Annotated in this window: 13 protein-coding genes, 1 rRNA gene and 1 pseudogene; 2 read left to right on the plus strand and 13 right to left on the minus strand. The window is 69.3% G+C overall.

Features of this window, described 5'->3' with window-relative positions:
• The 6 genes and pseudogenes from RIF93_RS13950 to RIF93_RS13975 all read right to left on the minus strand — a co-directional run.
• Positions 1-239 (minus strand): annotated as a pseudogene (locus RIF93_RS13950) (hypothetical protein); the annotation flags it as partial.
• An 81-nt stretch (positions 240-320) separates the two neighbouring features.
• Positions 321-1,148, minus strand: a complete 828-nt coding sequence (gene panB / locus RIF93_RS13955) for a 3-methyl-2-oxobutanoate hydroxymethyltransferase (RefSeq protein WP_309092058.1) — start codon at positions 1,146-1,148, stop codon at positions 321-323.
• 3 nt (positions 1,149-1,151) lie between these two features.
• Entirely contained in the window at positions 1,152-1,526 is a 375-nt protein-coding gene (locus RIF93_RS13960; RefSeq protein WP_309092059.1) for a hypothetical protein, read from the minus strand.
• Positions 1,519-2,103, minus strand: coding sequence for a sigma-70 family RNA polymerase sigma factor (locus RIF93_RS13965; RefSeq protein WP_309092070.1), 585 nt, complete (start codon positions 2,101-2,103; stop codon positions 1,519-1,521). Before RIF93_RS13965 ends, RIF93_RS13960 begins: the two co-directional genes overlap by 8 nt.
• A 24-nt stretch (positions 2,104-2,127) precedes the next feature.
• Positions 2,128-2,508, minus strand: coding sequence for a DUF6249 domain-containing protein (locus RIF93_RS13970; RefSeq protein ID WP_309092060.1), 381 nt, complete (start codon positions 2,506-2,508; stop codon positions 2,128-2,130).
• 350 nt (positions 2,509-2,858) lie between these two features.
• Complete coding sequence (locus RIF93_RS13975) at positions 2,859-3,206, minus strand: ArsC family reductase (RefSeq protein ID WP_309092061.1); 348 nt, start codon at positions 3,204-3,206, stop codon at positions 2,859-2,861.
• A 23-nt stretch (positions 3,207-3,229) separates the two neighbouring features.
• On the opposite strand from RIF93_RS13975, the gene RIF93_RS13980 reads away from it, so the two are divergent.
• Entirely contained in the window at positions 3,230-3,478 is a 249-nt protein-coding gene (locus RIF93_RS13980) for a DUF2164 domain-containing protein (RefSeq protein WP_309092062.1), read from the plus strand.
• Here the strand turns inward: RIF93_RS13980 and RIF93_RS13985 are convergent.
• The 5 genes from RIF93_RS13985 to RIF93_RS14005 form a co-directional block, all read right to left on the minus strand.
• Positions 3,472-3,690, minus strand: coding sequence for a hypothetical protein (locus tag RIF93_RS13985; RefSeq protein WP_309092063.1), 219 nt, complete (start codon positions 3,688-3,690; stop codon positions 3,472-3,474). The genes RIF93_RS13980 and RIF93_RS13985 overlap by 7 nt on opposite strands.
• Before the next feature lie 247 nt (positions 3,691-3,937).
• Entirely contained in the window at positions 3,938-5,500 is a 1,563-nt protein-coding gene (guaA, locus tag RIF93_RS13990; protein ID WP_309092064.1) for a glutamine-hydrolyzing GMP synthase, read from the minus strand.
• A gap of 9 nt (positions 5,501-5,509) precedes the next feature.
• Positions 5,510-6,787 (minus strand): RsmB/NOP family class I SAM-dependent RNA methyltransferase, encoded by a 1,278-nt coding sequence (locus RIF93_RS13995; protein ID WP_309092065.1) that lies wholly within the window; start codon positions 6,785-6,787, stop codon positions 5,510-5,512.
• Complete coding sequence (guaB, locus tag RIF93_RS14000; protein ID WP_309092066.1) at positions 6,787-8,247, minus strand: IMP dehydrogenase; 1,461 nt, start codon at positions 8,245-8,247, stop codon at positions 6,787-6,789. Before guaB ends, RIF93_RS13995 begins: the two co-directional genes overlap by 1 nt.
• Positions 8,248-8,318: 71 nt before the next feature.
• Positions 8,319-9,509: an MFS transporter gene (locus RIF93_RS14005; RefSeq protein WP_309092067.1), complete on the minus strand. Its 1,191-nt coding sequence runs from the start codon at positions 9,507-9,509 to the stop codon at positions 8,319-8,321.
• 54 nt (positions 9,510-9,563) lie between these two features.
• Between RIF93_RS14005 and RIF93_RS14010 the strand changes: the two genes are divergently transcribed.
• Positions 9,564-10,514, plus strand: coding sequence for a LysR family transcriptional regulator (locus tag RIF93_RS14010; RefSeq protein ID WP_309092068.1), 951 nt, complete (start codon positions 9,564-9,566; stop codon positions 10,512-10,514).
• Here the strand turns inward: RIF93_RS14010 and RIF93_RS14015 are convergent.
• Together RIF93_RS14015 and RIF93_RS14020 are read right to left on the minus strand one after the other, a co-directional pair.
• Entirely contained in the window at positions 10,501-11,205 is a 705-nt protein-coding gene (locus tag RIF93_RS14015) for an RlmE family RNA methyltransferase (protein ID WP_309092069.1), read from the minus strand. The genes RIF93_RS14010 and RIF93_RS14015 overlap by 14 nt on opposite strands.
• Before the next feature lie 76 nt (positions 11,206-11,281).
• A 16S ribosomal RNA gene (locus tag RIF93_RS14020) occupies positions 11,282-11,481 on the minus strand; the annotation flags it as partial.

Below are 11,481 nucleotides of genomic sequence, written 5' to 3' on the forward strand. Positions count from 1 at the left end.
GTCCACAGCTGGCGGGCCTTGGCTTCGTCGCCGCGCACGAAGGCTTCGGCGCCGGCATGGTATTGTTCGGAGGCTTGGGCGATCGCCTTGCTGCGCCAGGTGTCCCAGCCCCAGTAGGCCAGCGCCGCGATGAGCGCAGCAGCCCCCAGCGCGAGGATCCACGGCAGGGCCTTGCGGGCAAGCGACCGGTAGCGGTCGGAGCGCAGCTGCTCCTCGACCTCTTCGAACAGATCCGTCACGTGCGGGGGACTCCGGACTCTCTTAGCTGGCCCTTCAGGCAGAGGCCGGGAACCTATAGCGCGCCGCTTCGCGCCGCAATGTCAGCCCGCTTTGGCGAAGTAGATCTCAGCCGGCCCCGGGAAACGCCGCGCCCGGACGTCTTCGGCATAGCCGGCCACGGCGCGTGCGATCTCGCCGCGCAGGTCTCCGTAACGACGGACGAACTTGGGGGTCCAGTCGAACAGGCCCAGCATGTCGTCGGTCACCAGGATCTGCCCGTCGCAGCCGGCGGAGGCCCCGATCCCGATCGTCGGCACGCTGATGGCCTCGGTGATCTCCCGGGCGAGACCCTCGGCTACGCCTTCGACAACGACCGCGAACGCGCCCGCCTCGGCCGTGGCCTTGGCCTCCTCGAGGATGCGCTGGCGCTCGTCGGCCGCCTTACCCTTGGCCTTGAAGCCGCCGTCCACCAGGACCGCCTGCGGCCGAAGGCCGACGTGGCCCATCACGGGGATGCCGCGCTTCACCAGATATTCGATCGTGCCCACGATGGTGGCGCCGGCTTCGACCTTCACCGCCTGGGCCCCGGTCTCCTTCATGACGCGGGCGGCGTTTTCGTACGCCGTCTCCGCCGAGCCCTCATAGGACCCGAACGGCATGTCGACGACGACCATCGCCCGCTTGGCCGCGCGCATCACTGCCTGGCCGTGCAGGATCATCATCTCCAGGGTGACACCAACGGTGTTCGGCAGGCCGTGAACGACCATGCCCACGCTGTCCCCCACCAGCAGCAGGTCGCAGTGCTCGTCGAGCAGCTCGGCCATCGGCGCCGTGTAGGCGGTCAGACACACGATGGGCGTACCGCCCTTGCGCGCTGCGATATCCGGCGCCGCCAGGCGCCGGACCGTCTCCTGCCGATGGCTGGACAAGGGTCAGATCTCCTCGATCACCCGGGTGAGGGCGAAACCCATCAATAGCACGGCGAGGCCCACCGAGATCCAAATGCCGAAGCCGCCCGAAAGGGCCGACACCATCTGGGTGCTGGGCGCCACCTGCGAAAGGCCGGCCGTCAGGGCGCGCGCGGACTCCTCCGCGTTCTCGACGCGCTGGAACAGATTCGAGACCACGAGCTGGCTCGCGCCAATCACGCCGCCGACGACGCCGGCCGTTCCGATCAGCCAGCGGCGCGTCTGCCAGCCGCGGCTCAGCTTGCGCTCGACGCCGTGGGCGAAGGCGGCGCAGTCCGGCAATTCCGGCGCTTCGGCGAAGAGACGCTCCAGGCGGCGTTCGAAATCGACTTCAGCCATTGCCCCGCCTCCCTTCCAGAACGACGCCGTCGGTCGGCGCCAGTCGCGCTCTGAGCTTTTCCAGACCACGTTTGACATGCGATTTGACCGTTCCAAGCGGCAGGTTCAAGGCCTCGGATGCTTCTCCGTGGGACAGACCCGCGCCGAAGCACAGCGAAACGCACAACCGCTCGGCTTTCGAGAGCGCCTTGAGCGCCTCGTCCAGATCGATGCGGTGGTCTGCGCTCGCGGAGACGACCTCGCCCTCTTCTTCTCCCCCTTCAGCCGCGAGTTCCGTCAGGCGGCGCTCCTTCTGCAGTCTGCGCAGGTACTGCCTGGCGGCGATCCGCTTCACCCACCCGGCAAACGTCCCCTCACCGCGGAACTCGGTGATCCGCTGAAAGGCGGTCAGGAAAGCGTCCTGCGCTACGTCGTCGGCTTCCGCGGCCTGCGCGCCCATCCGGCGCAGCAGATATCGGACGGCCGAGCCGTGGCGGCGCGCAAGCTCTCCGAACGCGCGCCCCTCGCCGGCCGCCGCGTGGGCGCAGAGCTCCACGTCGTGCAGGCTGGCGTAGCTCGATGTCTTGACGCCCGGCATGGGCATTCACCCCTCCCGAGGCGTTCAGGACTTCGGCTTGTTGATCAGGCCGAGGATGACGAAGGCCAGGCCGATGAAGCCCGGGAAGGCGGCGAAGCCCAGGAACCAGACGCTGGCGTCGGGTTCTTCGAAGCCGACCACGAGGCCGAGGGTCACCAGGCCCAGCGCGACGCCCAGCCACACGATGCCCGTGCGAAGGTCGCGCTGGGGGGACGGCGGCAGGCTCGGCGAGCGCACGTTCGTCGACATGGCGTCGATCATCTCCTGCGGCAGCGGCTGGCCGCGTTCGATCGCGGCGCGCAGGGTTTCGGCCATCTTCTGGCGCTCGAGGCTGCGGAAGTAGCGCGGCACGATCACGATCGCGGCGATCATCCCGAACAAGGCGATTGGAACCAGGATCTCCACGGAGATGTCTCCTCTTTTTCTCGATGCGGCGGACGAGAGCGCCCGTCTCTGATTGGAAGAGACTGGGCGGCGTACGAACAGATGCAGCTAAGCCTGTGAAACTTTAGTCATGATTCAGGTCCAGCGCCGCGCCGGGCCGCGCACCGAGAACCTCCATAAGGGCGGCGTCAGGGCCAGCACGGCCGTGGCGGACCAAGTGAGCCCCCCGATGAGGCCGCCCGTCCGTCCGCTTGCCCCTCGTCGCCGCCGACATACCGATCGGATGAGACGGTGAAGCTTAAATCTGCGGCCGGGCGGGCGCATACGCGGTCAAGGTGCGCGCCGCGGCCTGCTCCCCGGGTGTCGCCGGGTCAGGCGAAGGCTTCCGTATACGTCTCCGGTTTGAACCCGACGACGAGGCGACCGTCGATGGCCAGCACCGGCCGTTTGATCATCGAGGGCTGCGCCAGCATCAGCTCTATCGCCTTCGCCTCCGTCAGGTCCTGCTTGTCGGCGTCCGGGAGATTCTTGAACGTGGTCCCGGCGCGGTTCAGCAGCCGCTCCCAGCCCACCTCCCTCGCCCACCCCTCCAGCGTCGCCCGATCGATCCTCTGCTTCTTGTAGTCGTGGAAGGCGTAGGCGATCCCGCGGTGGTCAAGCCAGCTCCAGGCCTTCTTCATCGTGTCGCAGTTGCGGATGCCGTAGAGGGTGGTGGTCACTCGTCCGCTCCAGGGAAACGGTTGTGTCGAGAATCGATCTGCCCATGCCGACGCGCGAGGCGCTGGCCGGGGCGCTGCGCCGCCATCTGAAGAACGAGCTCGACTTGGAAGTGAAGGGATTCGACGCCCTCTTCCTGCTCGATTGGATCACCGAGCACGCCGGACCGCACTTCTACAACCAGGGCCTTGCCGACGCCCAGGCGCTGGTGCGCAAGAAGGCCGACGACTTCGTTGAAGCGATCTCTCATCTCGAGCAGCCGGCGCGCTACTGAGGCCAACCCAGGTTCCACCGGCCAAGGGCGATCCGGCGCCCGGTCCCGAAGACGCTGCGAACCAGGTGGATCTCCCGCACCATCCATTGCACGGGCTCCACCGGCTCCGGGTCGGCAGCCGCCTGGTCGTACAGCAGCGTCATGGCGCGCCGAGTGCGCTCCAGCAGCTCGTCCGAGGCATCGGCGCCATCGCACAGGCCCTGCAAGGACACGTGGAGTCGCGGGCGCGCGACCGGCCAGCCGCTGAGGCCGTGCTTCGCTCGTTGCGCCCACGCCCGGCGCCAGGCCGCGTCGGCCGCTGAAGGCTCGGGCCGGAGCGCGAAGTAGATCGGCTCAGGCCCTGACGAGCCACGCTCTGAGGCGCCGCGGAGAAGACGTTCCTGGGCCATGTCTCGACCTTTCCAAGTCAGAACATTGCAAGAACATCGGTAGTGTGTCCAGCCTGGGCTGGAGCTCAGCTCACTCCCACTCGATCGTCCCCGGCGGCTTGGATGTCACGTCGTAGACCACGCGATTGACGCCGCGGACCTCGTTGATGATCCGGGTGGCGCAGCGGCCCAGGACCTCCCAGGGAAACTCGAAGAAGTCCGCCGTCATGCCGTCGGTCGAGGTGACGGCCCGCAGCGCCAGCACGTGCTCGTAGGTCCGCGCATCGCCCATGACGCCGACGGTCTTGACGGGCAGCAGCACGGCGAACGCTTGCCAGATGCTGTCGTAGAGCCCGGCCTTGCGGATCTCGTCGAGGTAGATGGCGTCCGCCTGCTGCAGCACGGCGACCTTCTCGCGGGTGATCTCGCCTGGAATGCGGATCGCGAGCCCAGGTCCCGGGAACGGATGCCGGCCGACGAACTGAGGCGGAAGGCCGAGCTCGACGCCGAGGGCGCGGACCTCGTCCTTGAACAGCTCGCGCAGCGGCTCCACGAGCTTGAGCTTCATGTAGTCCGGCAGGCCGCCCACGTTGTGGTGGCTCTTGATGACCGCCGAGGGCCCGCCGCTGGCGGAGACGCTCTCGATCACGTCCGGGTAGAGGGTCCCCTGCGCCAGGAACTCCGCGCCCTCGATCTTTGCGCTCTCCTTGTCGAAGACCTCGATGAAGAGCCGGCCAATGGTCTTGCGCTTGGCCTCTGGGTCGGTAACGCCCGCCAGTTCGCCCAGGAAAAGATCAGATGCATCAACGTGCACCAGCGGGATGTTGTAGTGGTCGCGGAACATCGTGACGACCTGGGTCGCCTCATCCTTCCGCAGCAGGCCGGTGTCCACGAACACGCAGGTGAGCTGGTCGCCGATCGCCTCGTGGATCAGCACCGCCGCGACCGAGGAGTCGACGCCGCCCGAGAGACCGCAGATCACCTTGGCGTCGCCCACCTGCGCGCGGATCTTGGCGATCTGCTCCTGGCGGTAGGAGGCCATGGTCCAGTCGCCCTTCAGCCCGGCGATGCGGTGCGTGAAGTTGCGCAGGATCAGCGCGCCACGGGGGGTGTGGGCCACCTCGGGGTGGAACTGGATCCCGTAGAACCGCCGCCCCTCGTCAGCGATGACCGCATAGGGGCTGCCCTCCGAGGTGGCGATCACCTCGAAGCCCTGCGGAATGGCGGTGATCTTGTCGCCGTGGCTCATCCAGACGATCTCGGAATGGCCGAGCTCACCCAAGCCTTCCAGCAGGGGCGACTCCTTCTGGAGATTGATCTCGGCGCGGCCGAACTCGCGGTCGTGGCCGCCTTCCACGGCCCCGCCCAGCTGGGCGCACATGGTCATCTCGCCGTAGCAGATGCCGAGAACAGGCACGCCCATCTCGAACACCTTCTGCGGCGCACGAGGGCTCGCCTCCACGTGCACGCTTGCGGGGCCGCCTGAGAGGATGATGGCCTTCGGCCCGTAGGCCTCCAGCATGGCGTCGTCGACCTTGTCGAACGGGTGGATCTCGCAATAGACGCCGCTCTCGCGCAACCGCCGGGCGATCAGTTGGGTCACCTGGCTGCCGAAGTCGACGATCAGGACCTTTTCGTGGGCGGGCGTGGTCATGGGGCTCCGTTAGCGGGTCTTCTCCAGCACGGCGACGTAGAAGCCGTCGGTGCCGGAGGTGCGGGGGGAGAGGCGCAGGTCGCCGTTGGGGTTGAGATATCGGATGAGCGCCGGATCGTCGGTCGCGGGCCGCCGCGCGAAGGCCGTATGCTCCGCCAGGAAGGCGGCGACGCGGTCCTCGTTCTCCTCGGGCAGCACGGAGCAGGTGACGTAGACCATACGGCCGCCAGGCTTCACGAACCGGGCGCCGTCCGCCAGCACCTGGTCCTGATCGGCCTGGCGCTTGGCGAGCGCCTCCGGCGTCAGACGCCACTTCGTATCGGGATGGCGCCGCCACGAGCCCGTCCCGGTGCAGGGCGCGTCGATGAACACCACGTCCATCTTGCCGTCCAGGCCCTTCAGCGGCTCGGGGTTCACTGGCGAGCGGACCTGCAGGTTGCGGGCGCCCGCTCGGTCTCCGCGCCGAACCGTATCCGTCAGCCGCCGCGCATCGCTGTCATAGGCGTAGATCTGGCCGGTGTTGCCCATGGCGGCTGCGAGCGCCAGGGTCTTGCCGCCGCCGCCGGCGCAGAGGTCGAGCACCTGCTTGCCTTTGACGTCGCCCGCCGCCGCCGCGGCGATCTGGCTGCCCAGGTCCTGGACCTCGAACCAACCCTTGGAGAACTGCGGGATCGCCTCGACGGCGCCCCCGCGGGCGGCTGGATCCGGCGCCGCCATCCGCAGGGCGGTCGGCAGCACCCCGGTCGGGCGGGCCTCGACCGAGGCCAGCGCCTTCAGCGCCCGCTCGGGATCGGTCTTCAGCGTGTTGACGCGGAGGTCCACCGGCGCGCGTTCGGCGAGGGCCGCGCCCTCGTCCGCCCTCGCCTCGCCGAAGGCGCGCCCGAAGCTCGCGTCCAGCCAGTCGGGATAGTCGCCGCGAACCGGCGGCGGCGCCTCGGTCAGGTCCCGGGGGCCCTCTAGCGCCCGATGCTCGGTGTCCGTGAGCGGCCCCGGGCCATGCGGCTCCTCGGCCGCCGCGGCGGCGATGCGGTCGAGCGGCCAGTTCCAGAGGAAGCGCAGCGCGCCGAGCGCCGCGGCCCGCGGGCTCTCGTCGCCCATGCGCCAGCCGAGGGAGCGCTTGCGGCGGAGCACGTCCAGAACCAGGCCGGAGACGAAGGCCCGGTCCTTGGCGCCTGCGAAGCGCGAGGCGTCGCCCCAGGCCTTGAGGGCCAGGCGGACCGGACGGTGGCGGGCCTCGACGTCGCCTAGGATCTCAATGGCTGCCGCCAGCCGCCCGCCGTCGCGCATCAGACGGCGCTGGGGTAGTTCGGCGCCTCGCGCGTGATCATCACGTCATGCACGTGGCTCTCGCGCAGGCCCGCGTTGGTGATGCGGATGAACCGCGCCTTGGTGCGGAACTGCTGGAGATCGCCGGCGCCGACATAGCCCATCGCCGCGCGCAGGCCGCCGATCATCTGGTGCAGGATCGGCGCGATCGGCCCCTTGTAGGGCACCTGGCCCTCGATGCCCTCGGGCACCAGCTTCAGCGCGTCCTTCACGTCCTTCTGGAAGTAGCGGTCGGCCGAACCCTGCCCCATGGCGCCCAGCGAGCCCATGCCGCGGTACGACTTGTAGGACCGCCCCTGGTACAGGAACACCTCGCCCGGAGCCTCGTCGACGCCGGCGAACACGCCGCCCATCATGGCGACCGAGGCCCCCATGGCGAGCGCCTTGGCGAGGTCGCCCGAGTACTTGATGCCGCCGTCGGCGACGATCGGCACGTCGCTGTCCGCCGCGGCGCGAACCGCGTCGGCGATGGCGGTCAGCTGGGGCACGCCCACGCCAGCCACGATCCGCGTCGTGCAGATGGAGCCCGGGCCGATGCCAACCTTCACCGCGTCGGCGCCGGCGTCGATCAGGGCGCGGGCCCCGTCATAGGTGGCGACGTTGCCGGCGACGATCTGCACCCTGTTGCTCTCGCGCTTCACACGCTGGACGGCCTTGGCCACCTCGGCGTTGTGCCCGTGGGCCGTGTCGATCACGACCACGTCGACGCCGGCGTCCACCAGCGCCATCGAGCGCTCGTAGCCGGCGTCGCCCACCGTCGAGGCGGCGGCGACCAGCAGACGGCCCTGCGCGTCCTTGGCGGCGTGCGGATGGGCCTCGGCCTTCTCCATGTCCTTCACGGTGATCAGGCCGACGGCGTGGTACTCGTCGTCGACCACGATCAGGCGCTCGATCTTGTGCCGGCGGACCAGCTCCCGGGCCTCGGCCTGGCTGACACCCTCCTTCACCGTGACCAGGTTCTCCTTGGTCATCAGCACGCGGGCGGGCGTGTCGTCGCGCCCCTCGAACCGCATGTCGCGGTTCGTCAGGATGCCGACCAGCTTGCCGTTGTCGTCGACCACCGGGAAGCCGCTGATCTTCCGGCGCGCCTTGATCTGGCGCACCTCGCCCAGGGTCGTGTCGGGACCGATGGTCAGCGGGTTGATGACCATGCCGCTTTCGTAGCGCTTCACCTCGCGCACCTGGTCGGCCTGTTCCTCGACCGTCAGATTGCGATGCAGCACCCCGATGCCGCCAGCCTGCGCCATGGCGATGGCCAGCCGGCTTTCGGTGACGGTGTCCATGGCGGCGGACACCAGCGGGATGTTCAGATTGATCTCTCGCGTGAACCGGGTGGAGACATCCACCTGTGTGGGCATCACGTCGGATGCGCCGGGTTCGAGCAAAACATCGTCGAAGGTGAGCCCTTCGCGAATCTCCATGGAGACACCTCGTTTTGCGGCGCGGGTATACGCGGAAGGCGCCAGCGGCGGCAAGGGGCGTTCCAGATGGTTCATGCGAAGGCGGGCTCCTGTGCGGGTTCGTCGCAGCGCGTAAGCCCGAAGGTCATGGCGAACATCACCAGGCAGAGCCCCGAGGTGAGCGCCAGGGCCGCGCCCGCCGACTGCTCAAGCACGACCGCATAGACCGCCGGGCCCGCCACCTGGGCGAACATCGCCGGCCGCCCCAGGACCGCCGAGCGATAGGCGTAGGTCTCAGGTCCCCACAGGCTGAGCGGCAGCACGCCCTTTGACACCGTCAGCATCCCGTTCCCAGCCCCCTGCCCGATCGCCATGAGCGGCGCGCCGGCCTTGCCCATGACGGTCAGCGCCGCGGCGCCCAACGGATGGGTGAGGGTTGCGACGCGGGTGGTCGCCAGCGGCGGCAGGCGGCGCAGCACCGTGAACTCAAGGAAGCGCACCGTGACCGCGGCGATCCCGACCAGGCCGGCCGCTCCGGCGGCCTCGGTCATGCTCAGGCCGAAGGCCGACAGCAGCCTCGGCAGGTGGGCGCTCATGCAGGTCGAGATGAACCAGGCGCAGGCGAAGAGCACGGCGAGCTGGACCATCGCACGGTCCCAGACCACGCCGGCCAGCGCGGCCTTGACCTTGTGCGCCGGCCGACCCGGCGTGTCCGGGCAGATCCGGGCCATGAGCGGGAACAGCGCCAGGTGAACCAGCGCCCAGGCGAAGCAGGCGCCGCGCCAGCCCAGTTCCTCGGTCAGCCAGCCGGTCAGCGGCCACCCCAAGGTCGAGCCCAGGCCGCCAATGAGGGCGACAGCCGTGATCGGCCGGCGGGCCGCCTGTCCATAGAGCGCCACCAGGATCGCGAAAGGCGTCGGCGACAGGCCATAGGCCATGCCAAGGCCCATGGTCAGCATCGCCGCGGTGAGGCCCAGCACGCCCTGCGCCTGGCCCAACAGGAACAGGCCTAGAGCGAACACGAGGTGCGATCCCAGCAGGATCTTCGCTCCGCCTGTTTCGTCGATGCGCCGGGCGATAGCCGGGGCCGTGAACGCCGGAACGGCGAGCGACAGGGAGACCAGGCCGAAGACCACCAGGGGCGGAAGGCCGAGGTCCCGGCCGACGGGATCGCCCAGCACGCCCATCAGGTAGAAGCTGGATGCGAAGGCGGCGATCTGGCCCACGCCGAACCCCGTGACCACCAGGGCCTTGGAGCGATGCGACGGGCTGAACGGCGGCATGGCGCTGGAGTGCCGGAGTCGCTTAGCGTCGAAAATCGACTTATTAGCTCGTCCATGTTCGAAAAACTCACAAGCGGGCCATCGCCCTCGCTGAACGCGCTCCGCGCCTTTGAGGCCGTGGGGCGGACGGGCAAGGTGACATTGGCCGCCGAGGAACTGCACGTCACGCCGTCGGCGGTCAGCCGGCAGGTGAAGGCGCTGGAGGCCGTCCTCGGCGTCCGCCTGCTTTCCGGACCGAAGCACCGGCTGGAACTGACCGCTGCGGGCCGCGACCTGGCGCCGGCGCTGACGGAAGCCTTCGACCGCATCGACGCCGCCGTGCGCCGCACCCGCCTGGGCGGCGAGGACCTGCATGTGGCCGTCAACGCCAGCCTGTCGGTAAAGTGGCTGATCCCGCGCCTGTCGGATTTCCAGGCGCGCCACCCAGACATCCGCCTGCACCTGTCCGAGCTTGCCTCTCACGCCACCTCGCACCGGGGCGCCCAGGCGGTGGTCCGCATCGTCCCGCTAAGCCGTCTGGCCGACCCCAACTGCACGGCCTTCGCGCGCAATGCCCTGGGCGCGGTGATGTCTCCGGACTGCGCCGCCCGCGCCGGCGGCGACGTCCTCAAGGCACCTCGCCTGGCTGCCGTCACCCACCCGGAAGCCTGGCCGGTCTTCGCCGAGCTCGCCGGACTGGAGCTGCCGCCCGCCGTCGAGCGGCCGTTCGCCCACGTCCATTTCGCCATGGACGCCGCCCTCGCCGGGCTGGGCGCGGCGGTGCTGTCGTGGCCGCTATGCGTGGACGAGGTGCAATCGGGCCGCCTTGTCGCTCCCGCGGGCTTTCACCGCTCGGCCAGCGCCTTCGCGATACTGACGACCCCCGGCGCGGAGAGCCGCGCGCTGGCTCGTTTCCGGGATTGGTTGGTCGCCGAAGGCGCGAGGACGCCCGAGCCGCCGGGCGCGCAAGACGAGACCGCAAATCCCGCTGCGGGAGAGGAGGCTGAACCGACTAGCGCCCCTTGAACCCGGTCGCCACGAGGAAGACCTCGGAGCTGTCCTGGCGGCTGGCCTTGGGCTTGACGTTGCGCACGTCGGCGAAGTGCTTCTTCAACTGGGCGATCAGCTGGTCGGTGCCGCCGCCCTGGAAGGCCTTGGCGACGAACGCGCCGCCGGGCTTCAGCACCTCTATGGCGAAGTCCATGGCCGCCTCGATCAGCCCGACGATCCGCAGGTGGTCGGTCTCGCGGTGGCCGATGGTGTTCGGCGCCATGTCCGACAGCACCACGTCCGGCGGGCCGCCCAGCAGCTCGATCAGCTTGGGCCCGCACTCCGGATCGGTGAAATCCATCTGCAGGATATGGGCGGGCGGCAGCGGCTCCACCGGCAGCAGGTCGACGCCAGCGATGTCGGTCACCCCGCGCTGGATGGCCACCTGGGTCCAGCCGCCGGGCGCAAGCCCCAAGTCCACCACCCGGACGCCCTTGCGGAACAGATGGAAGCGGTCGTCGATCTCGGTGATCTTGAACGCCGCCCGGCTGCGGTAGCCGAGGGCGCGGGCCTTCGCGGCGAACGGATCGTTCACCTGGCGCTCGAGCCAGGCCTGCTGCGAGGGGGTGCGCTGCTTGGCCGTCTTCAGGCGCGCAGGCTTGCCGCGGCCGCCTTCCTGGCCGCCCGTGGGCGGCTTCACCATGCGCTTGCGGGGCGGTTCGGTCATTCGGGCCTCCCGGCGGAACTCTGGCCGCCGCGTCCGCGGCGGCGCTTGCGGCGGCGCCGGCCGCCGCGATCGGACATGAGCGAGAGCAGGATGCCTTCGCGCAGGCCGCGGTCGGCGACCCGCACGCGCGAGCAGGGCCACAGCTCCTGTCTGAGACGGCTTTTTGGGATTAGCTCCCCCTCGCGGGTTCGCTGCCCATTGTCACCGCCATTGTAGCACGTGTGTAGCCCAGCCCGTAAGGGCCATGAGGACTTGACGTCATCCCCACCTTCCTCG

The organism is Phenylobacterium sp. (assembly GCF_031181185.1).
Taxonomy (GTDB): Bacteria; Pseudomonadota; Alphaproteobacteria; order Caulobacterales; family Caulobacteraceae; genus Phenylobacterium.